The 22,400-nt window shown below is 42.7% G+C and carries 20 protein-coding genes; 12 read left to right on the top strand and 8 right to left on the bottom strand.

The window, feature by feature from the left end; all coding sequences use genetic code 11:
* Positions 1-27: 27 nt before the first annotated feature.
* Positions 28-882: an HDOD domain-containing protein gene (locus EXT47_RS19130; RefSeq protein WP_039494886.1), complete on the bottom strand. Its 855-nt coding sequence runs from the start codon at positions 880-882 to the stop codon at positions 28-30.
* A 186-nt stretch (positions 883-1,068) separates the two neighbouring features.
* On the opposite strand from EXT47_RS19130, the gene EXT47_RS19135 reads away from it, so the two are divergent.
* Positions 1,069-2,625 (top strand): AbgT family transporter, encoded by a 1,557-nt coding sequence (locus tag EXT47_RS19135; RefSeq protein WP_039494890.1) that lies wholly within the window; start codon positions 1,069-1,071, stop codon positions 2,623-2,625.
* A 129-nt stretch (positions 2,626-2,754) separates the two neighbouring features.
* On the opposite strand, the gene EXT47_RS19140 is transcribed toward EXT47_RS19135, so the two are convergent.
* Together EXT47_RS19140 and EXT47_RS19145 are read right to left on the bottom strand one after the other, a co-directional pair.
* Positions 2,755-3,465, bottom strand: coding sequence for a DUF4336 domain-containing protein (locus EXT47_RS19140; protein WP_130127324.1), 711 nt, complete (start codon positions 3,463-3,465; stop codon positions 2,755-2,757).
* A 120-nt stretch (positions 3,466-3,585) separates the two neighbouring features.
* Positions 3,586-4,197 (bottom strand): TetR/AcrR family transcriptional regulator, encoded by a 612-nt coding sequence (locus EXT47_RS19145; protein ID WP_130127325.1) that lies wholly within the window; start codon positions 4,195-4,197, stop codon positions 3,586-3,588.
* Between the two features lie 197 nt (positions 4,198-4,394).
* On the opposite strand from EXT47_RS19145, the gene EXT47_RS19150 reads away from it, so the two are divergent.
* Complete coding sequence (locus EXT47_RS19150) at positions 4,395-5,429, top strand: MBL fold metallo-hydrolase (protein ID WP_130127326.1); 1,035 nt, start codon at positions 4,395-4,397, stop codon at positions 5,427-5,429.
* A 68-nt stretch (positions 5,430-5,497) separates the two neighbouring features.
* Here the strand turns inward: EXT47_RS19150 and EXT47_RS19155 are convergent, their stop codons facing one another.
* Positions 5,498-6,127 (bottom strand): LysE family translocator, encoded by a 630-nt coding sequence (locus EXT47_RS19155; protein ID WP_130127327.1) that lies wholly within the window; start codon positions 6,125-6,127, stop codon positions 5,498-5,500.
* Positions 6,128-6,243: 116 nt separating this feature from the next.
* Between EXT47_RS19155 and EXT47_RS19160 the strand changes: the two genes are divergently transcribed.
* Entirely contained in the window at positions 6,244-7,161 is a 918-nt protein-coding gene (locus tag EXT47_RS19160; protein WP_130127328.1) for a LysR family transcriptional regulator, read from the top strand.
* 33 nt (positions 7,162-7,194) lie between these two features.
* Here the strand turns inward: EXT47_RS19160 and EXT47_RS19165 are convergent, their stop codons facing one another.
* Positions 7,195-7,803 (bottom strand): hypothetical protein, encoded by a 609-nt coding sequence (locus EXT47_RS19165; protein WP_045988169.1) that lies wholly within the window; start codon positions 7,801-7,803, stop codon positions 7,195-7,197.
* 152 nt (positions 7,804-7,955) lie between these two features.
* Between EXT47_RS19165 and EXT47_RS19170 the strand changes: the two genes are divergently transcribed.
* The 8 genes from EXT47_RS19170 (at position 7,956) to EXT47_RS19205 (ending at position 17,357) form a co-directional block, all read left to right on the top strand.
* Positions 7,956-8,339: a hypothetical protein gene (locus EXT47_RS19170; RefSeq protein ID WP_226899406.1), complete on the top strand. Its 384-nt coding sequence runs from the start codon at positions 7,956-7,958 to the stop codon at positions 8,337-8,339.
* Between the two features lie 124 nt (positions 8,340-8,463).
* Complete coding sequence (locus EXT47_RS19175; protein WP_130127330.1) at positions 8,464-8,937, top strand: DUF411 domain-containing protein; 474 nt, start codon at positions 8,464-8,466, stop codon at positions 8,935-8,937.
* Complete coding sequence (locus tag EXT47_RS19180; protein WP_130127331.1) at positions 8,937-10,259, top strand: TolC family protein; 1,323 nt, start codon at positions 8,937-8,939, stop codon at positions 10,257-10,259. The genes EXT47_RS19175 and EXT47_RS19180 overlap by 1 nt, the downstream gene beginning before the upstream one ends.
* The gene (locus EXT47_RS19185; RefSeq protein WP_130127332.1) at positions 10,252-11,979 is read left to right on the top strand and encodes an efflux RND transporter periplasmic adaptor subunit; all 1,728 of its coding nucleotides are present in this window, start codon (positions 10,252-10,254) and stop codon (positions 11,977-11,979) included. Before EXT47_RS19180 ends, EXT47_RS19185 begins: the two co-directional genes overlap by 8 nt.
* 12 nt (positions 11,980-11,991) lie before the next feature.
* Positions 11,992-15,105 carry an efflux RND transporter permease subunit gene (locus tag EXT47_RS19190; protein WP_130127333.1) on the top strand — a complete coding sequence of 1,038 codons (3,114 nt, stop codon included), beginning with the start codon at positions 11,992-11,994 and terminating at the stop codon, positions 15,103-15,105.
* Positions 15,106-15,303: 198 nt separating this feature from the next.
* Complete coding sequence (locus EXT47_RS19195) at positions 15,304-15,966, top strand: hypothetical protein (RefSeq protein WP_130127334.1); 663 nt, start codon at positions 15,304-15,306, stop codon at positions 15,964-15,966.
* A gap of 60 nt (positions 15,967-16,026) precedes the next feature.
* On the top strand, positions 16,027-16,620 hold the full coding sequence (locus EXT47_RS19200) for a sulfotransferase family 2 domain-containing protein (protein WP_130127335.1): 594 nt from the start codon (positions 16,027-16,029) through the stop codon (positions 16,618-16,620).
* Positions 16,621-16,748: 128 nt separating this feature from the next.
* Positions 16,749-17,357 (top strand): GNAT family N-acetyltransferase, encoded by a 609-nt coding sequence (locus tag EXT47_RS19205; RefSeq protein ID WP_039494918.1) that lies wholly within the window; start codon positions 16,749-16,751, stop codon positions 17,355-17,357.
* Positions 17,358-17,438: 81 nt separating this feature from the next.
* Here EXT47_RS19205 and EXT47_RS19210 read toward each other — a convergent pair whose 3' ends face one another.
* Positions 17,439-18,341 carry a phytanoyl-CoA dioxygenase family protein gene (locus tag EXT47_RS19210; RefSeq protein ID WP_130127336.1) on the bottom strand — a complete coding sequence of 301 codons (903 nt, stop codon included), beginning with the start codon at positions 18,339-18,341 and terminating at the stop codon, positions 17,439-17,441.
* 263 nt (positions 18,342-18,604) lie between these two features.
* On the opposite strand from EXT47_RS19210, the gene EXT47_RS19215 reads away from it, so the two are divergent.
* Positions 18,605-20,785, top strand: a complete 2,181-nt coding sequence (locus EXT47_RS19215) for an OsmC domain/YcaO domain-containing protein (RefSeq protein ID WP_130127337.1) — start codon at positions 18,605-18,607, stop codon at positions 20,783-20,785.
* A 33-nt stretch (positions 20,786-20,818) separates the two neighbouring features.
* On the opposite strand, the gene EXT47_RS19220 is transcribed toward EXT47_RS19215, so the two are convergent.
* A complete protein-coding gene (locus tag EXT47_RS19220; protein WP_240701634.1) occupies positions 20,819-21,802 on the bottom strand; it encodes a hypothetical protein in 984 nt (327 codons plus the stop codon).
* 25 nt (positions 21,803-21,827) lie between these two features.
* Entirely contained in the window at positions 21,828-22,400 is a 573-nt protein-coding gene (locus tag EXT47_RS19225) for a hypothetical protein (RefSeq protein WP_010377775.1), read from the bottom strand.

Below are 22,400 nucleotides of genomic sequence, written 5' to 3' on the forward strand. Positions count from 1 at the left end.
GGTGTTGAATGTAAGATAACTAGTGCCTTATTCATCCTGCTCTAAAAAGTATTCATCTAGGTCTTCTTTTATGTCCTGATAATCATCCTCATCTAAATTTAAAACTTTCAATACATCTGCTTTCATTAAGTGCCAATCAGGTGCGGCAACAAAACGTTTATTGATATGTACAAAATTTTCAGCCATTTTTAGAGCAGCGAAAGCTAATTTTTGCTCTTCGTCTTTACAGTTTCCCAAAAACTCAGGGTCATGATGGCATAAAATCATCTGGCAAATACTTTGTGGCAAATTCCAGGAAGCTGCGAGGAAGTAGCCGATAATGGCGTGATTGGTCTCGTACTTTTCTTCTTCGTGCTCGACTAACAGCTTGTCATAATCTTTGTTAGCGGCAATGAGCGTTTCCATATAATCGGGGTAATTTACCGCCATAGCGGCAATCCCTGCGTCGTGAAATAAGCCTAGTAAGTGCAAGTTTTCGATAGGAACACGCGATTTAAGTTTATTACCAATCACCATAATGCTATCTGCGATATCTGAAGCGTTATCCCAAAACCGCTCCAAACTGATACAACATTTACGTTGGTCAAAGGTTTGTTTGAGCAAAAAGCCGGTCACAAGCTTACTAATAGAGTCTAGACCTAGAAAGACGACAGCCTGTTTTACATCAGTTACCGTTCTTGCCAAACCGTACAGTGGGGAATTGATGATTTTTAGCACCGCGGCTGAGGTGCTGACATCATGAGCGATGATAGAAGCGATGTCGTTCAGGTCTGGATCCGGTGCAGCAAGCGCTGCTTGCAACTCGCTTATCAGCGCGGGCTTCGGTGGTAAATTAAAACCATGTTTGACGTCAGCTAACACTTTGTCGTCTAGATCTATCATCTAAAAATCCTTAATTTCAGACATATAAAAAGCATAGCGTAAATTCTTTATTGAACACTGAATTGAGACAAAAAAATACCAAGTCGACTACTAATTCGGCAAAGTGTCTCGTCAATAGGCACGTTTTCTTGCTTAACATGTAAACATTAAGTTATGGTTAAGCAATTTTTTTCTTAGGGCAATGGTATGCACGAAACACAACAAGCGAACTCGCAAAACTCTGCGATCACACGTTTTTTAAACGGGATAGAGCGGGTGGGGAATAAACTTCCTGATCCTGCAATCATTTTCTTATCAGCAATGTTGCTGATTTGGCTGCTATCTTGGTTATTTTCAGGCGTAGAATTTAGCGCTATTGATCCAAGAACCAATCAGGCGATTGTCGTTCACAATTTATTAGACCCAAATGCGCTTGCCGGATTTATGGCAACGATGGTAAAAACCTTCACGGGATTTGCACCATTAGGCGTGGTGCTAGTTGCTATGCTAGGTGTGGGTGTTGCCGAACATTCTGGCTATATTAATACTGGCCTTAAAATCATGCTTAAACGCACGCCTCAAGCACTACTAACTCCTTCTATTATTCTTATTGCAATTGTAAGCCACACGGCGACAGATGCTGGATACGTGTTAGTTATTCCGCTTGCCGGTGTTATTTTCTATGCGATGGGAAGACATCCTCTTGCGGGTATTGCTGCGGCATTTGCTGGCGTAAGCGGCGGATTTAGCGCGAACTTTATTCCTTCAGGTATCGATCCGTTGCTACAAAGCTTTACCCAAAGTGCAGCGCAGATCATCGATCCAGAAATCGCGATTAACCCACTAAACAACTGGTTTTTCACCTCAGCATCGAGCTTATTCATTATTTTATTAGGTTGGTATATCACTGATAAAATTATAGAGCCAAGGCTAAAAGCGACAGAAATTGATGGCGATACAGAGAGTTTGCCTTCGTTTGATGAGATCACAAGCAAAGAAAAGAAGGGCTTTGTGGTGGCGTCTATGGTGATGTTAGCAGGTATCGCATTATTGGTTTATGCATCAAGCGGTGATGATTCAGCACTACGCAGCCCGTCGGGCGCTTTAACTGATTTTAGTGCGCCGTTAATGCAATCAATTGTACCACTTATCTTCCTACTGTTTTGGATCCCAGGTGCGGTATACGGTTTCGTTGTCGGTACGTTTAAAACCTCAAAAGACATGATTGATGCCATGACTAAAGCCATGAATAGCATGTCTTACTATATTGTTATGGCGTTTTTCTGTGCACTTTTCATCAGTGCCTTCAGCCATTCAAATTTGGGTGCATTGCTTGCTATTGAAGGGGCTCAAGTATTAAAAGCATTGGCGCTGCCAAGCTATGTTACTGTAGTTGGTATTATCTTCTTGACCGCATTTGTAAACTTATTTGTAGGGTCAAGCTCTGCGAAGTGGGCATTGCTGGGGCCGATTTTTGTTCCGATGTTAATGCAATTGGGTATTTCACCTGATTTAACACAAGCGGCTTATCGTGTTGGTGATTCTGGCTCAAATATAATCACTCCGCTTATGCCTTACTTCCCACTGGTTGTGGTTTACTGCCAGAAATACGTTAAGTCGACAGGAATAGGTACATTGATAGCGATGATGTTGCCTTACTCGATCGCCTTTTTGATTGGTTGGAGCATCTTCTTATTGATCTACTGGATGCTTGGTATTCCACTAGGTCTACAAGCGAGTTATGCATATCCAGCTGGAATGTAATTTGAGGAATGTAACTTCAGGGGATCCTTAAAACAATGAACTCCTGATCCAAATTTTAGATTAAGTAACAAAAAGCGCTGTTCATTGACATGACAGCGCTTTTTATATTCTGTTATTTTGCATTGCGCCTTACGCGGCTTTATTGATACCCAACCAAGAAAATGAGCGGTTTAAAAATGCTCCAGCGCCTGTTTCAATGCATTCACCATGGGCAATCACGATATATTGAGGTTGCCAAGCAGCCATCTTTGAAAAACAGGCTCGGGCCTGCTGCTTCCCAAACACAAACGAAGTTCGCCAGTCTATGGGCGTTTTACCGTTAGGGCTAATAATCCCAGTGATTTTCGCTAATACTTTTTTAAAACCGGAGAAGTGGTTAGGGTGAAAGTTCTCGATAAGATCTGTCAAAATTAATGTACTGCTCTCTTTGTGGAAGAATACGACTTCTTCCATCACCGCGCTGCCTTTAAAAATGAGTTGCTCAATATCTCCTTGCCACTCGGGTTCTGCCATGTCGCCCAGTTGGCGCTGAAAAGTAAGATCTGGCCGTTTTTTGTCGACACCTGGAGAAGCAAACATAATCGCATGTGGGAACTTTTCCTGCCAATCTCCCATAAATAGGTGATGAAGTTTATTTGGAGAAATTAGGTAGGCCACTTGCCCAAGTTGCGTCAATTCACTCAGTAATCCTTCCGTTAATTCTCCGGGAGAGTGGACCCATAATGCGCCAGAAGAAAGCTTTACTATGGTGCTTCTGGTAGTGTATGGCATGCCAAAGAATGGTACAGCTGGGCCGTTGTGGATCCAAATGTTTTTACCAATTGCAATTAATTCGCTCATCTGATTTCCTTACTCTTGTTAGCGTGGATGACTATATCAGGGAAGTTTTTTGTTTAAAATATAGCCTTATGCAAGATTGTATGAAATTTATTTAAATCCTTGTATTTGCATACCTTATCATTAATCTTGGGCGCGTTGTTCAGTCCCATATCTCGCCATAAAAAGCGCAACACTTTGCTCTACAATAAAGTCCGTTTCCTCCGTATTTGTGAGATCAAATCCATAAAGCCGTGGGTAAAAGATAAAAGACTTGAGTTGATATAAAAACTGTTGTGCTGCGAATGCCTGATGTTCGATATACAGTGCATTGTTAGCGACAGCATCGGCTAAAAACGTTTCTAAATAACGCATACAACCTACTTTACTGTTATTGAAATGCGCAGCCAATGTAGGATTTTGCAACAACTCGATAAATGCCACGCGAGCCACTTTGATAAATGATTCAGAGGTGAGCAGATTGACTTCTCGTAAAGCGATTTCTTGAAGTTGTTTTGCAATCGAGACATCGGGTCGATATTGATAAATATCACCTTGGTCAACCTGAAGCATCATGTGTTCAAGTACGTTATACAGTAGCAGCTCTTTAGTCTCAAAGTGATTATAGATCGTTCGTTTAGACACTTCAGCGTGCTTTGCGATGAGATCCATACTGGTATTTTGAGCACCGTGCTGAGCAAATAACTGTTGGGCAGCCTCTAGAATTTGCAGTCGCTTTCTTTCTGATTGTTTCATTTTATCTATTACAGGCAAGGGAATATCAACAAATGGATACTCTGCATTTTAGCAAAACTAAAATAAATTACACTGCTTAGTTTACTTTCTATTCTTGATGTGTAAACTACACTGTGTAGTTTACTTTTGGTGGTTATATGAAAAAGCGAACATGGTTTGGATTGATTGTGGTCTTGCTGATAGGAGTAGGAGGAGTTATGGCTTCTAATTTAAATGCTGCGGTAAATCAAAGTGGGTATTCATCAACTCAATATAGTGATGGTAAATTTCATAATACTCATGAAACGAATAAAACGAGCCTAGGTAAGACGCTGGAAATTTTTTGGCGCTTTTTTACCGAGCAAAAAGTCAATGCGGTGCCGAAGGTTGATATGCCAGTAAAAGTGCTCACTGAGGAGAATTTAAAGGCACTTTCTGATACGCACACTCACGTTATCAAACTGGGACATTCATCAGTACTTATTAAAGCGCAAGGGAAATATCTTCTGATTGACCCCGTTTTTGCTGAACGAGCATCACCATTTTCATTTATTGGTCCAAAGCGTTTTCATCAACCACCTATTACTATTGAATCATTGCCTCAAATTGATAAGGTGCTGATTTCACATAACCATTACGACCACCTAGACAAAGAAAGCGTAAAGCGATTAGCAGACAGAGTGGGGGTATTTTATGTACCTTTGGGTGTAGAAGGTGATTTGCAAAAGTGGGGAGTTCCCGCCGAGAAAATAAAGCAGTTTGACTGGTGGCAGTTTGAAGAGACCGCTGAGTTAACACTCACCTTTACACCTACTCAGCATTTTTCTGGACGTGGACTTGGAGATGCAAATAAAACCCTTTGGGGAGCGTGGGCTATTCGCACAGCAGACAAAAATATCTTTTTTAGTGGAGACTCTGGTTATTTTGCTGGATTTAAGGAAATAGGTGAAAGGCTTGGTCCGTTTGACCTAACCTTAGTAGAGACCGGCGCCTATGATAAAGATTGGTCTGATATTCACATGACGCCAGAGCAAAGCGTACAAGCTCATATAGATCTGCGAGGAACGCATATGATCCCCATTCATAATGGTACTTTTGACTTGGCTTTTCACTCTTGGTTTGATCCGCTCGCAAGAGTGAAAATCGCAGCAGAGCAAAATCAAGTGGCGCTGGTAACACCTGTTGTAGGTGAAGTTTTGACGCTATCAGAAACGCTATCAAGTAGCAGCTGGTGGGAAGCGCTGATGCCCTAATATCCATATCTTAGTGATTGAATGAGGGCTAACGCATGATGCGGAAACCCTTATTTGGCTTACATGTGTTAAGCAATCAACAGCCTTAATGAGAAGGCCATAAGCAAAACAGCAAGTGCTTTTTCAACCAAGTTCATTTTGTTCAAGAACCAAGCGCGGGAAGATGGAGCTGAGAATAATAAGCTGACACAGATAAACCATAAAGCGTTAACACTGCACATCCAAGAGCCGTAAAAAAGTTGAATATGTAACGGAGTTCCTTGACTGACGACATTGGTCACTACGGCTAAGAAAAACAGGGTTGCTTTTGGGTTGGTTGCATTAGTTAAAAAACCAAGACTAAAGGCTTTTTTGAGCGACTGTGAGCTTACATCAGCTTGGGCATTTTCTGCATCCAGTTCAATTGTTCCTGCACTTTTGAGCAATTGAATAGCGATGTAGATAAGATACGCAGCACCGATTAATTTAGCTACTTGTAAAACCCAAGGTGAGGCCTGCATCAGTGCGCCGACACCAAGTAAGGTATATAAGATATGAACACTAAGTCCAGTGCCAATCCCCAAGGCGGTCATTGCGCCATGTAGTCTGCCGTATTTTAAGCTTTGTCTGACTGTAATAACAAAGTCAGGGCCTGGCAAGATGACTGCAACAAAATGAATGATGGCTAATGATACAAACTCTGGCCAATACTGCACCATAATAAGCTCCCAATATAATATTGAATAATTGAGAACATTGTATTTTCATTCTCCTAGGAAGATAATAATCTAAAAATAGAAATAACTTTTGCGTAGTGCGCACAAATGGGAGAGCTATGACGACCAGTAAACATATTGAACTACTGCAAGAAATGTCGATTTTTGTTTCGGTAGTGAATACTGGAAGCTTCTCCAAAAGTGCTCGGCAATTAGGTATCTCGCCGTCGTCAGTGAGTCGTGCCATAAAACTACTTGAACAGCAATTAGGGGTGTGTTTACTTCAACGCACCACACGTAGCTTAAGATTGAGCGAAACAGGAAGGGCTGTATATGAGCGCTGTACTCAATTGGAACAAGCCGCCAAAGACGTCATCTCGCTTTGTGAAAGCTATCATCAAACGGCACAAGGAACAGTAAAAATCGCAGCGCCAAAAGCGGTCGCACATTCGCTAATTCACCCAAATGTGATGACGTTTCTAGGCGAATTTCCAAATATTGACGTTCATTTGGTGCTAGATGACAACGCGTTGGATTTGATCCGTGATGAAATAGACATTCTATTTAAAATTACCAACGAGCCTCCACAAGGCTTAATCGGTAGAAGCGTAATGATAATAGAACATATAGTGGCGGCATCACCAAAATATCTTGCGACCCACTCAATTCCTACTCACCCTAAAGAACTAGTACAACACAGCTGTATTGCCTTGGGGGAAACGGATGCTGATGCTAAGTGGCGATTCAGAAAAGGCACACAAAAACTAACAACTCCAGTTAACGGGCGCTATAAAGCAAATCATACTCGAGTGAGGTTAGATGCTGCGCTGCAAGGGCTTGGGATCACAAGCTTACCTGTGTTTGTAGCTAAAGATGCGTTAGCGTCAGGGGAGTTGATACAGGTATTACCTGAATGGCAATTTGAGACTCACTATTCAGGCGAGCTGTGGATGCTATATCCAGCAACTCGCCATATTCCTGCAAAGGTGAGTATTTTTGCTGACTTTATTGTACAGCGACTTACCAGGGGGTGTTGAGTTTTACTGTATATTAAAACCCGCTCGTAATAATTACAGTGAAAAGCGATAACTTAATGTTGCGCTCGCTTGATATTGACTCATTACCTCATTGTCGAAGTGCCAGCTACAGGTATTTTGGGTTTCTGGGTCGACATCGCAAGTGACTTTAGAGTTGTTATTGAGGATAGTTGCAATCCATCGTGCTTCAGCACCAAGATGAAAACCTGCGCCAAGGTTGTATTCAAAACCCGTGTATAACCCTGATGCAAAGAAAGTATCAGAGTCGATAAAATTAGGGTCAACAAAGGTCGCACCAAGCTGTAAGCCTAGATAAACATCTAAGTTGTCTGTGAGAGGGCGTACCACCGCACTTTGAAATAATAGATACTCCATTTCCACTTTATTTAGCGGATAAGCGGTAAGTTGGGTCTCAGTTTTTCCGTAGTAGAAGCCATAACGGCCTTCAGGTACATATTTATCGATACTTAATCCAAAGTGCGAATCGTCTTCTAATTCATACTTTTGATGGCGCGAAGTTTTGATATCACTGCTGTAAGTTTTGCCACCATATATTGAGACACCAAAGTCTCCATAGTCTGCGGCATTGACGTTGCTCGAAACAACTAACGCCAAAATAGTAGCTACTGAAGCAAATTTCATAACGTTCATATCCTTGAGTCGGAATAATTTTTTAGAATTGGGCTTTAGTATATCAATGATGAAAGAAAATAATAACGAGGTTGGTCTATTTACTTGCATTTCTTTGGTTAGATTTTTATTATTACTTCGCTTATTTGATTTGGAAAAGTGCCTTGCAAGTATTCTTACGTTTACTTATCACAATGTTCGTGGTGGCTACACTAAGTGGTCAAAACGCGGCTGCCTCTATGGCAGCATGTGAAATGCATGGCGCTACCAGTCATGAAACAAGTCATCAAATGCTTCAAAGTAACGTGCAATCGGCAGAGCCTCATCATCATGAAATGATGGTTGAGATGGATTGTTGTGACCCTCAGAACACAGCACAATGCAGCGATTGTACTTGCCCCACACATATGTGCTCCACAAATCTTGCAGCGTTTTCGCCAAGAGAGTGGGTAGCGCCTATTGTACTGAAAAACGATAAATTAAGTTTCACAAGTGGTCAGCTTAGCGACTATCCTCGCTCTCTTTATAAACCCCCAATACTTGCCTAACCTCAGGGCAGATCTGCCTTAATTTCAAAGTTTTGTACGATTAATCGTCTTTTTTGGCGTAATTTTCAACGAATTGGTTGATACCTGTTGCACTAACGTAATTGGTATTGCATGCGAGGTTAGCATGAAAAAGTTTTATTTAGTGATGATGCTATGGCTAATGAGTGTCATGGCATACGGTAAATCTAATATAGAATTGGAAGTCTTTAAATCCCCAACCTGCGGCTGTTGTGAGCTGTGGTTAAACCATTTAACTGCGCAAGGTATCGCGCACAAAGCCACCGATTTAAATTATCTTGGCTCACTTAAGAGTAAGTTTGGTATTAAGCAAAATTATCAATCTTGTCACACCGGAGTTTCTAAAAATGGTTTTATTTTTGAAGGGCATGTTCCTGCCAAGTTTATTAAACAGTTTTTGCAAAACGAAACATTAACTCAAGACACACAAAATATCGGCTTGAGTGTGCCGGCTATGCCACTTGGATCGCCTGGTATGGAAGTTGGCGAGCGTTTTATGACTTATCAAATATTGCTACTTAAAAAAGATGGGAGCTATGAAGTTTTTGCTGAAATTGACAGTTATGAGGAGCAATTCTAATGACAATCAAAGTTTCCCTGTTTATCGCAACACTGATACTGCCACAGATAGCACAGGCCAATATTGCAACGTTAGAGCAAGCGATAGATGCCGCCATCAGTAACGATCCTTGGCTTAAATCTAGCCAATACAAGCGTTCTGCGATGCAATCTATGAGCCGCGAAGCGCTAAGCTATCCTGATCCTCAGGTGTCCATCGGTATGATGAATCTGCCTGTTGATAGTTGGGAGTTTAATCAAGAGGGAATGACTCAGCTTAAAGTTGGCGTGATGCAGATGCTACCGCGAGGAGATAGCCTCGAAATTAAGAGTCAGCAATTGGCACTTGACGCTAAAAAGCAACCGATTTTACAAGCGGATAGAAAAGCGCAAGTGCGCCGGGATGTTTCCCAGGTGTGGCTTGATATTGTACAAGCCAAAAAGACGTTGGAACTGATTGAACGTGATAGTGTGCTGTTCGACCAAATGGTAGAAATAGCAAATGCTAGCTACTCCAATGCGCTAGGTGCAACACGCCAGCAAGATGTGATCCGTGCTCAGCTTGAGGTGATGCAATTAGACGACAAGCGTTCCGCGGCTTATCAGCAGCTTAACACCGCTAAGGCAAAGCTTTCGCAATGGCTATTAAATGATGCATTCACTAATTCAAATGCACTGAGTGTCCTTGAACAAAACGAAGTGACACTGCCGTTGATCCGCTCAATTGCGCCAAAGTTGATGCAGCAACGTCCAGTTGATAGTCAAGCTGTAGTACAGCATTTGACTCATCACCCGTTGGTTGTTGCCGCCGACGTTGATACATACCGCGCCAATCAAGGGGTAAAGTTAGCTGAGCAGGCATATAAACCACAGTTTTCCGTCAATGCGAGTTACGCATATCGGGATGATGCACCGGATCAGATGTCTCGCACTGACTTTTTCAGCGTTGGTGTGTCATTCGACGTTCCGTTATTCACAGATGGAAAACAAGACCAGCAAAAAGCGGCAGCGACCGCACAAGTTGAGGCGAGTAAAACCGACCGGTTGCTGGTGCTAAAGCAGCTGTTTTCAAACTTAAATGGAGAAATTCAAACTATCCAACGATTGCAAGAAAGGCAATCGCTATACGCAAAATCAATTGTGGCACAAAGCGCTGAACAAGCCGAAGCAGCATTGACCGCTTATACCAATGACGATGGCGACTTTTCCGAGGTAGTGAGGGCGCGCATCGCGAAACTGAATGCGCAGTTATCAGCGCTTGCCATTGATATTGCATTGTTAAAAGCGGTGGTACGCAGTAACTATTATTTGGTTCAAATTGAAGAGGGTGCAAGCCATGAATAACAACTTAAAAATGACGCTGGTTGCCGTCACGACATTAACGGCCGGCGTGCTAGTTGGGATGAGCCTCTCTTCAAGTAACAAGTCTGCTGTAGCGCAAAACGCTGAGAAACCGCCACTTTATTGGGTCGCGCCTATGGATCCGAACTATCGTCGTGATAAGCCAGGTAAGTCTCCGATGGGAATGGATCTTGTGCCTGTGTACGAAGAAGAGTCTGCGAATGAAAAATTTGGTGAGGGGGTTGTGGAGATAGCGCCTCACGTTGAAAACAACTTGGGCGTTCGCACTGCGGTGGCCATGCGTCAAGCGATGTCTCACCAGATCCGTACGGTGGGGTATGTTCAGTACAACGAAGATAGCTTAGTTCACATTCACCCCCGAGTTGAGGGATGGGTTGAAAAGCTCTACGTGAAAGCCGCAGGAGATCCGGTGAAACAAGGCGAACCTCTGTACACCTTGTATTCGCCGCAATTGGTCAATGCGCAAGAAGAATATCTTATTGCTAGAAAGCGTAATAATCAGGCGCTGATAAACGCAGCGCACGAAAGGCTCAAAGCATTGCACCTGAGTGATGACTTTATCAATACGCTTAAAAAAACGGGTGAAGTGCATCAAAGCATTACCTTTTATGCGCGTCAATCTGGGGTGTTGGATGGACTCCAGATCCGAGAAGGGTTTTACGTAAAACCAGGAACAACGCTCATGAGTATCGCCAAACTTGACGAAATTTGGGTTGAAGCTGACGTATTTGAACGTGATGCCATGTTGGTCGCTCAGGGGCAAGCCGTTTCCATGAGGTTAGACTTTTTACCCGGCAGAACGTGGCGAGGGCAAGTCGATTACGTCTACCCCTCACTCAATGAAAAAACACGGACACTTAGAGTAAGGCTCAGGTTTGACAACAGTGATGCGCTATTAAAGCCGAATATGTTTGCGCAAGTGAACATTCATGCCGATTCTCGTGACGATGTATTACAAGTGCCGAGTGAAGCTGTGATCCGCACTGCCAAACAAAACCGTGTTGTCGTTGAAGTTGCACCCGGTAGCTTTAAATCGGTTGCTGTTGAACTGGGTCAAATTGATGATGAAAACATTGAAATCCTCAATGGCCTTAACGAAGGAGACAAGATAGTTACGTCAGCCCAATTCCTGATTGATTCTCAATCGAGCATTACTTCTGACTTTATGCGTATGGCGCCAGTTGCCGAGGCTAAGTCAGTTTGGATTGAAGGTGAAATTCAAAGCGTAAACTACCAAAGTCGAGTGGTGAATATCGATCATCAACCTGTATCCGAGTGGGAATGGCCTGAAATGGTGATGGATTTTACAGTGGCTGACAGTGTCGATGTTGACGAATTAAACGCTGGACAGACTTTGCATTTTGAAGCCACTAAACAAGATGATGGCAGCGTATTACTGACAGGTATTCACATTATGTCTGAAGGCAGTACGACCGAAAATACACTGCCTACAGCAACAGTGGGCGGTGTGATAAACACCATCACCCCTGACACCCGAGTGCTTAATATTTCTCGCGACGCCATTGAAAAATGGGACCGTCCCGCAACAACGATGGACTTTGTTGCAGCTGAGCACATTGATTTAAGCCAGCTTATGACAGGAATGAAGGTGACTTTCACCTTTGAAGTGGGTGACGAATTTGTGGTGACTGATATCAAACCTGCAGGTGAGATGTCGATGAATATGCACTCAGGCCACTAAGGAGCGTTCACAATGATCCAAGCAATAATTCGCTGGTCAGTATACAACCGCTTTTTTGTGGTACTGCTGACACTGATGCTGGTGGGGGCTGGGCTATTTACCCTTAAAAATACGCCTGTCGATGCCATTCCGGATTTGTCTGATGTACAAGTCATTGTCAAAACACCTTATCCAGGACAGGCACCACAAGTGGTGCAAGATCAGGTGACATTTCCGCTGACTACGGCAATGCTCTCCGTCCCGGGCGCAAAAACCGTACGTGGTTATTCCTTCTTTGGGGATTCCTATGTTTACGTTATTTTTGACGATAAAACGGATCTTTACTGGGCGCGCAGTCGGGTGCTCGAGTATCTCAGTCAAGTCGCACCACAATTACCTGATGCGGCAAAACCGCAGTTGGGCCCTGATGCCACTGGGGTGGGTTGGGTGTATCTTTATGCATTAGTCGATAAAACCGGCAAACACGATATTAGCCAACTACGCAGCCTACAAGATTGGTTTTTAAAGTTTGAGTTGCAATCGGTTGCCGGTGTGTCAGAAGTCGCGCCGATTGGCGGTATGGTGAAACAGTATCAAGTACAGGTTGATCCCAATAAACTGCGCGCTTACGGTATTCCGCTTACGCATGTGCAGCAGGCGTTGCAACGCGGTAACCAAGAATCGGGCGCTTCTGTGATTGAGATGGCTGAAGCTGAATATATGGTGACAAGTACAGGATATATTCAAAGCGTTAAAGATATTGAGGCTATACCACTTGGGCAAGCTGTCAAAGGCACACCATTAACGATAGCAGATGTTGCGTCTGTCAATATTGGACCGCAAATGCGTCGTGGCATTGCCGAGCTTAACGGCGAAGGAGAAGTTGTTGGCGGTGTTGTAGTCATGCGCTTTGGAGAAAACGCGCAAAAAACCATCGACGGCGTAAAACAAAAGCTCGCGGAGCTACAACAAGGCTTACCTGAAGGGGTGGGAGTGGTGACGGTTTACGATCGCTCCGAGCTTATCACCAAAGCCATTGATAATCTTTGGTCTAAACTGCTCGAAGAGCTGGTGGTGGTGGCCTTAGTGTGTGTGGTGTTCTTATTTCATATCCGCTCTTCCGTGGTTGCCGTGATCACTTTGCCACTTGGCATTCTGGTTGCTTTTATCGTGATGTATTTTCAAGGGGTGAACGCAAACATCATGTCCCTTGGTGGCATAGCCATAGCTATTGGGGCGATGACCGACGGTGCAATCGTGATGATTGAAAACATGCACAAACACATGGAAAAAACGCCACTCAATGATGAAAACCGCTGGGAAATCGTCGCTAAGTCGGCTTCTGAGGTGGGTCCTGCACTGTTCTTTAGTTTGTTGATTATTACCGTAAGCTTCTTACCTGTGTTTATTCTTGAGGCGCAGGAAGGACGTATGTTTGCACCACTGGCATACACTAAAACGTATGCGATGGCCGCATCGGCAGGGCTTGCCATTACGCTTATTCCTGTGCTGATGGGGTACTTTATTCGCGGTAAAGTTGTGCCCGAGCATAAAAACCCAATCAATCGAATGTTGGTTGGCGCGTATACGCCCTTGTTGAAACAAGTATTACGCTTTCCCAAGCTGACGTTGTTAGCCGCTGCAGCTATTACTGTCGTTGGCTTTTATCCAATGGATAAAATCGGCAGTGAGTTTATTCCGCCTTTGGATGAAGGGGATTTAATGTACATGCCGACTACATATCCAAGTATTTCGATTGGTAAAGCCAGAGAGATCTTACAGCAAACCGACAAGTTGATAGCGACGGTGCCCGAGGTAAAAAATGTCTTTGGTAAAATCGGTCGCGCGGAAACCGCAACCGATCCTGCCCCGTTGACGATGATTGAGACCTTTATTCAATTAAAACCTAAAGATCAGTGGCGTGAGGGAATGACCACTGAAAAGCTCAAAGCAGAGCTCGATAAGCTAGTGCAGTTTCCGGGCTTAACCAATGCTTGGGTGATGCCCATCAAAACGCGTATTGATATGCTCGCGACGGGGATTAAAACGCCTGTTGGAATTAAAGTCGCAGGTCCAGATTTAGATACTATCCAAAATATTGGTCAAGATCTTGAACGTATTCTGAGTCAGGTAAAGGGCACCGCTTCGGTCTATTCAGAGCGAGTAGCAGGGGGACGCTATATTAAGGTCGATATTCAACGTGATAAAGCCGCGCGATTTGGGCTCAATATTGCTGATGTCCAGCAAGTGGTCGCAACTGCAATTGGTGGAATGGACGTCACGCAGACCATTGAAGGACAAGAGCGCTATCCGGTTAGTTTGCGTTACCCGCAAGACTTACGCGATTCTCCCGAAGCGCTGAGGAAGCTTCCTATAGTCACCGCCGAGGGATTAAATATTGCCCTAGGTGATGTGGCAACTATCTATATTGAAAACGGGCCACCGGGCATTAAAAGCGAGAACGCTCGCATTAATGGTTGGACGTTTATTGATTTAGATGGTGTCGATGTTGGCAGCTATGTGGCAGCAGCTAAACAAGTACTGAGCGAGCAGTTGGAGTTACCTGCAGGTTACTCCATCAGTTGGGCTGGTCAATACGAGTATATGGAGCGTGCTAAAGCTAAATTGACTTATGTGGTGCCGCTCACGCTTGGGATCATTATCGTTTTACTCTATTTGAACTTTAGAAGCTTTAGCGAAGTGGCAATCATCATGGCGACGTTACCTATGGCGATGATTGGTGGGCTGTGGTTACTATACCTTGAGGGGTTTAACTTTTCGGTCGCGGTAGGCGTTGGTTTTATAGCGCTTGCAGGTGTTGCGGTTGAAATAGGCGTGATCATGCTCGTGTATCTCAACCAAGCCATAAGGGAGCTTAAAGATAAACCGCAAGCATTGACAGTTGAGGCCATTAACAATGCCATTTTAGAAGGCGCGGGCAAGCGTATTCGTCCAGTCATGATGACGGTGGCAACGATTATTATCGGGTTATTGCCAATCCTTTACGGTTCGGGCACAGGTTCTGAGGTAATGAGCCGCATCGCCGCGCCTATGGTGGGCGGCATGGCAAGCGCGCTATTACTTACCTTAGTGGTGTTACCCGTAGTATATATGTTGATGATCCGTTGGCGTGAGAAAGTTAATTAATCGATAGCGGAAAAAGTTTGCCTCAAGTGCAGTAATATTAAGCGCTTGAACGGCAAACTTTGGTTTGGCAAAACCCGATTACATCGAAAAAGTGGTTAAAAGACTCTTAAGACCCTAACTAACCCGAGATCAGGTTAGTAACGCTTCCTTGGCGCACTTATTGCTGTACTAGAACAGTCAATGTAACAAGGAGCGAGTATGTACATTCAAAATTCACCCTATTCACAAATGTATGGTTCGAACGATCTTTATAGTCGAAAGAATAATAATGTTGTGAGTGATCAAGACATTTCTAATTCGGCGGCAAAAAACTCGGGAACACCTTCGTTTATGGAAGCCGCAAAGGCTGTACAAGAAAAAGCGCCGAACAACACCCAATCGACTTACCTTACCAAACATTTTGAGCAAGCTGAAAAGCTAGCCCATGAATCTTTGGTGAGTTCAAGTCACAAAATAGGCAGCCGTGAATATAACATCGAGATGTATCGTGAAATGATGACGAACATTGTAGAGATGCCGATTGAAGTAGAAATTGCACCAGAAGAGATGAACCAAGCGTTGTTATTTAATCATCTGGGATTGGACTTTAAAGAGTATAAAACCATTTCAGTGCGTTCAGAGTTGTTAACTATGCTTGAGCAAAAAGTTGAGCAGGACAGTACGCTAATTAGATCAGATAAAGCAAAACTCACCGCAATTATTACCGATACGCAAGATAGGCTAGAGGCCGCGCAAGCCGCGTTACTTGAAGGTGAAGATATTACTCAGCGACTGCAAGATAGCAAAAAAGCTATTTATCACTCTTACGAGCAGCTTAAACTTGGTAAGGTGAGTCAGCGAGACCTGATTTCGACTTTGTAGTTATGGAGGCTTTAACAAAGCGAAGAAAACGCATTTTGCAGTCTGAAATGATTGAGGATTATGTTTTATTCTAAAAAGTACAATTTTTTGTTCTGCCACATTAGTCGCACTGGTGGTACGTCGTTATGTAGTGTCCTCAGGAAAACGGCGCCAGACCTAAGGATGATAGGCAGCCAGCATGCGTCGCTTCTAGAGGCTAGAGCGGCATTGCCGGATGAGTTTGAGAGTACGTTTAAATTTGCTTTTGTACGTAACCCATGGGAAAGACTTGTTTCTTGGTATTCACTATTAGAGAAAGGTAAAAGTCTACACTCAGAAGTGGTATCTGAGAAACGTCATTATGATGAGAAAGAGAAGTTTGAACTATTTGTACAAGAAATGGTTACAGAGCAGCACGGCGGAATAGGGTGGAGTCAATGGTCCCAGTTATCTGACCATTTGGGAAATTCACTCGTCAATGAAATTTGCCGCTTTGAAAACTATCAAAAAGACAGTAAGCGAATTTTAAGAAAGTTGGGGAGCAAAGATTATTATTTGCCTTATTATAATCAAGCATCAAGTAGGCACTACTGTCATTACTACTCAGATTTAGCGTTAAAATTGGCTGAGGAGCTTTTCCAAGATGATATTTATCAATTTGGGTATAAATTTTGATAGTGGTCAGCCTTGTGAAAAACGGTAAATATCAAAGCAAGAAGGAAGTTGGAATAAATATTTGTATAAATCACAGATTGTAACAATAATGTGTTAATTGTTACCTAAAAGAGCTTTTGAGTGTTTATATGGATATCACTGAGTTAGATGAAAAGGCATTTGTTGACGTATTTAACCTGCCAGAAAAAATCACCATAAAGACTGCTAGCACCGCAGATATAGAAGAAATGGCGGTTGTGACTAAAGTGAGCTGGCAAGCGGCCTTTAGCGGGTTTTTACCAGAGCAAGTGCTAGCTGGGGGAACCGTCGAATTTTTCGCAACTATTTGGTCGGAGATCATTAAGAATTCTGCAAGCCAAACGGCTTTGCTCGTGACTGATGGTCGGAAAATATTAGGCTGCGGTGCGGCGGGTAATTACCGTCGAATGTATAATCCGGTTAGCCAAAAAGTATCGAGAATAAATGCGGGTGAACTATATCGCGGTTATATTTTGCCAAGCCATCAGAACTGTGGATTAGGTCAAGCGCTGTTGAAGGCGCGTCTATTGAAGCTTTATGAGCAAGGCTGCCAAAGCGCGTATACCTGGATTTATGAGCAGAACAAACAAGCGAGACGCTTTTACGAAAAGCATGGGGCGGTAAATCTCGACCAAGCCCAAGGGATAACAATGAAACGATTTAGGTTTGAAGAAGTGTGCTATGGCATTGAAGTAAATCGTGTTTTTGATTTTAGCTAAGATGGAGTGAGAGAAAATTTCAAACACGGCATGGTCAGAGGTAATTGTCATCGATAAGCGGTGACAATTACTTCATGCAGACTAACGTAGGTCGGCGGGTGTAGGGTAGTCTGGATGCTCAACAATTTTCGGTGCCCAAGCAGCTGGGATCACGGCCTCTCGCTTCTGTTTGATACGCTCTACTAGCGTATTTAAATCAGAATTGGGTTCACCATAAACGGCTAGCCAATTCTCAGGTACGTCTTCTGGGTCTGCAGCCTGAATAACGTGTGCCATCCACTGTTTTCTAAGCTCAGCCCATTCACTACTTTGATTCTCATTGACACCTGCAAGTGGTCGAAGCTCTACATATATTGTTCTTCTAGGACCTTCACTGCGTTTCGGCTCAGAGCCATGTAAAACCATCATGTCTTGAACTAAAATATCTCCGGCTTTAGCTGGTTGCTGTACAACCCCAGGAATATTCCAGCCATATTCGCTCGAGAGAGTATAGATATCCAAAATTTGGTGTTGGGAATCTGGCAAATAGCGTAAGCACCCGTCATCTGTATTCGCATCATCAAGATAGATACCGACATTTAAATATGCAAAATGACGAGAATGAGGAGCATCTTGATGCCAGGCTATGTGAGGGTGGGGATGTGGATATTTGCAGACTAAGTCACATTGCAATGGAACACAGCCTACACCACAAAGGTGTTCACTGATCGCTAACATTGCTGGTGTTGCGAGTAGTTCGATAATTAACTCGGGCGCTTCAAAAAGCAAATCATTATAACGAAAAAGTTTTGGCTCACCTGATTCATTTGATAAATGGTATTGAGTCGCGACTTTTCCGTCTTGCTGTGCTTGTTTTGCTTTATTCTCAAGCGCATTAGATAGTTGTTTCAGTTTTTCCAGCAGCGTGTCGGGTAAAGGTTGTTCAAATAAAACGAAGCCGTTGTTTTTGTAAAAATCGAGTTTGCTTTTGCTCACAATCGTCATGCATGTACTTCCTAGTTATTTTGTTGCTTGTCAGACTTAAGTATTGTTTGTCGAGTATATTCACTCGCCTGCCAAATAGAATCTGTCTCAGCTACAGCACTGACCATAGTGTCTTAAAATGCCACTTAGCGCAATTACGGTGGGTTACATTGTGGATTTTGTTTATATTAACTCAACTCGAATAAACAGAAACTTCCATTGGCACCGCTTTGCTTCCTCAAGTACAATTAGCGTTTTCGATTGCAACACACCGGAACCTTCCAATGGAAATCAAAGTAAATTACCTCGACAATCTCAGAATTGATGCCAAATTTGACGACTTTTCTGTCATTGCGGATCAGCCAATTCGCTATAAAGGCGATGGTTCAGCACCAAGTCCATTTGACTACTTTTTAGCTTCTTCAGCGCTTTGTGCTGCTTACTTTGTGAAGGTGTATTGTAATGCGCGTGACATTCCAACGGATGGAATTCGTGTGGCGCAAAACAACATTGTTGATCCTGAAAACCGTTATAACCAAATTTTTAAAATTCAGGTGGAGCTACCAGAAAGCATTTCTGAAAAAGACCGCCAAGGCATCTTGCGTTCAATTGACCGCTGTACCGTTAAAAAAGTGATCCAAACAGGACCTGAATTCCAAGTAGAAGCGGTTGAAAGCCTTGAAGATGATTCTCAGGCTATGCTGATGGTTGATACCAGCGAAAGCGACAGCACTTTTATCCTAGGTAAAGATCTTCCGCTTGAACAGACGATTGCAAATATGACCAAGATCCTGTCGGATTTAGGTATGAAGATTGAAGTTGCGTCATGGCGTAATATCGTGCCACACGTCTGGTCTTTGCATATTCGTGATGCTGCTTCACCAATGTGTTTCACCAATGGTAAAGGGGCAACCAAAGAAAGCGCGCTGTGCTCAGCACTCGGTGAGTTTATTGAGCGTTTAAACTGTAACTTCTTTTATAATGATCAGTTTTTTGGTGAAGAAATCGCAAATGCTGAATTTGTTCACTACCCGAACGAAAAGTGGTTTAAGCCTGAAGCTGATGATGCGCTTCCTACTGAGATTTTAGACAACTACACTCGTGAAATTTACGACCCAGAAGGTGAATTACGCGGTTCACATCTAATCGACACAAATTCAGGTAATGTAGCGCGCGGCATTTGTTCTATTCCGTATACTCGCCATTCTGATGGTGAAACCGTGTATTTTCCGTCAAATCTAATAGAAAACTTATTCCTAAGTAACGGTATGAGTGCCGGTAATAACCTGTTTGAAGCGAAGGTGCAGTGTTTATCTGAGATCTTTGAACGCGCGGTGAAAAAGCAAATCATCGAACAGGAAATTGTGTTACCTGATGTGCCAGAGTCTGTACTTGCTAAATACCCAGGTATCGTTGAAGGGATCAAAGGGCTTGAAGAGCAGGGTTTCCCTGTGGTGGTGAAAGATGCGTCTCTTGGCGGTCAATTCCCCGTAATGTGTGTAACCCTGATGAATCCAAAAACAGGCGGTGTGTTTGCTTCTTTTGGGGCGCATCCAAGCTTTGAAGTGGCACTTGAGCGCAGTTTAACCGAGTTGTTACAAGGCCGTAGTTTTGAAGGCTTAAACGATGTACCAAAACCTACGTTTAACAGCATGGCGGTATCTGAGCCGGAGAATTTTGTTGAACACTTTATCGATTCAACGGGTGTGATCTCATGGCGCTTCTTTAGTGCGAAGCATGACTACGATTTTGTTGAGTGGGATTTTACAGGCACGAATGAAGAAGAGTGCGATAAGTTATTTGGCATTTTGGAAGGATTAGGTAAAGAAGCCTATATTGCGGAATTTACAGACTTAGGGATCGCTTGTCGTATTTTGGTACCAGGTTTTTCTGAAGTTTATCCTGCTGAAGATCTGATTTGGGACAACACCAATAAAGCATTGCAATATCGCGAAGATATTCTCAACATCCATTCTCTAGATGACGAAGCATTAGCTAATTTGGTTGAGCGCTTAGAAGACAGCCAGCTTGATAACTATATCGATATTATCACCCTAATTGGCGTTGAGTTTGACGAAAATACGGTGTGGGGTCAGCTTACAATTCTTGAGCTTAAGATTTTAATCTATCTAGCGCTTGGCGATATCGAAGCGGCCATTGAATTAGTTGAAACCTTTTTGCAGTTTAACGACAACACCGTTGAGCGTGGCTTATTCTACCAAGCAATGCATGCCACGCTTGAAATTGCGTTGGATGAAGAGCTAGAAATAGAAGATTACATTCATAACTTTACCCGCATGTTCTCTAAAGACGTGATGGATGCGGTTATTGGCTCAATTAATGGTGATGTGAAATTCTATGGTTTAACGCCAACTAACATGAAGTTGGAAGGTTTAGATAAGCACCTGCGTCTTATTGAAAGCTATAAGAAGCTTCATGCAGCAAGAGGGAAATTCGCTTTATAATTGAATGTTGTAGATTAGGGCGCATAGCGCGCTCTAATTTACACATGATTGCAGGCCTAAGTAAGCTTTTGAATAAACAGCTCTATTCGGTTCTTTAACCAGCTTAAAATCTACCCAAGTCCAAGCTAATTCAAATTTTGACGATGACCATTGTTGTATCAGTGACGACTTCTGTTGAGTAATTAGTCCCGATGAAGCGAGTTTCTTACATAGTTTATTTGATAATTCGGCCTTATTCTCTAGGAATGAAAACTTGTTGTTGAGCTCATCAAAATATACGGGGGAGCTGACCAATGCGAAATGGTCAAACAGTGTATCTCCAACAGCTAAGTCAAAAAATAAGTAAGGGCTATCATTTATATCACGCCAAAACAGTAGCATCTTCTCGACTTCCTTTACATCTCCGGGAAAATGCACTTTTTCCAAGTATTTTATAACCTCATCCTGATGCATAGAAATATATAGTTTTGTTGTGGCGGGCTTACGTTGCTGCATAAATGAGATATGTATGATGTGACCCGAAAGCGGTAAGTGTTTGAATAGTCTAGATAGCGTTAAACTCGCTTCTGAGTGATATTGTTGGCACAGACCCATAGAAAAAACATATGGTTTATAGTGGCTAAGCTGTGCCTTTTTCTCTGCGAGTTGTTCCGGATAACCAGGCTCTAGACAGTAATGCACACCGGGAGCTGCGATGGTTTCTGGTTTGTTTACCAAAATATTATCAAATTCAAGCCATAAAAACGGAGTAAATTCGTCAAGGGATTTCAATTTAGCGTAGGTGCTTCGTAAATTTTCTATTAAAGGAAGCCAACGATTATCGATAAAGTTTGTACGTTTTCTAGGGGATTGGTGATCGATAGCGCAGAGTAAATCCAATCGACTTAATTCATGGCTAGCTAGATCTCTTATTTCTAAATAGTAGGATGAAAACAGCTGAGGAAAAAGGCTTGCAATTTCTTGCAAGCCTTCAGTTGTTTTTTTACCTAACAATTCGTGGAGAGATTCATCTAACACTCTGTTAAGTATAGTATTCACCGTATTACCAAATAATATTTGCGTTATCAGCTAAATTTTGCGAGATAATTTTAAGAGAGAATAATTCACGTACAAATTTCTCCTCATTACCTTTTATATCTCCAAACTGAGAGACCAACGAAAGTAGTTCATCTTTTACGTCTGCAGAAAGCTCCGCTTTGGTGTTGTTATACTCTACGCTAAAGTTTGATATATAGTCACTTGGAGATTGAATAAATTCACTGTGAGACGTTTCTTCATATGCTATCGAACGTAAGAAATTAAGTAATGCTACGACTTCAACTCCCTCGGTGATAGAAGCTTTACTGCTTGTTTTCTCACCCTCGAAGTGAGAAAGGTAGTCACTGATAAAATCTTCGTTGTTTAGTGCAGCAGAAAAGTTGCTTTTGATAAGTTGATTTTCTTCAGGTTGTTTGCAAAGTTTACTATTACCACCAATAGTTAAGCACTCTTCGGTGATATCTTTGTTGTCTACATAACCATTCAATGATTTTATTGGGTTGTCCTGACTATTTAATCTGAAGTCTAAATCAATATTTAATCTGTTTAGATAGTCTATGAATGCATTGTTAGCCAT

Origin of the sequence: Pseudoalteromonas sp. CO342X (assembly GCF_004208915.1) — a bacterium.
In the GTDB taxonomy this organism is placed as follows: Bacteria; Pseudomonadota; Gammaproteobacteria; order Enterobacterales; family Alteromonadaceae; genus Pseudoalteromonas; species Pseudoalteromonas maricaloris.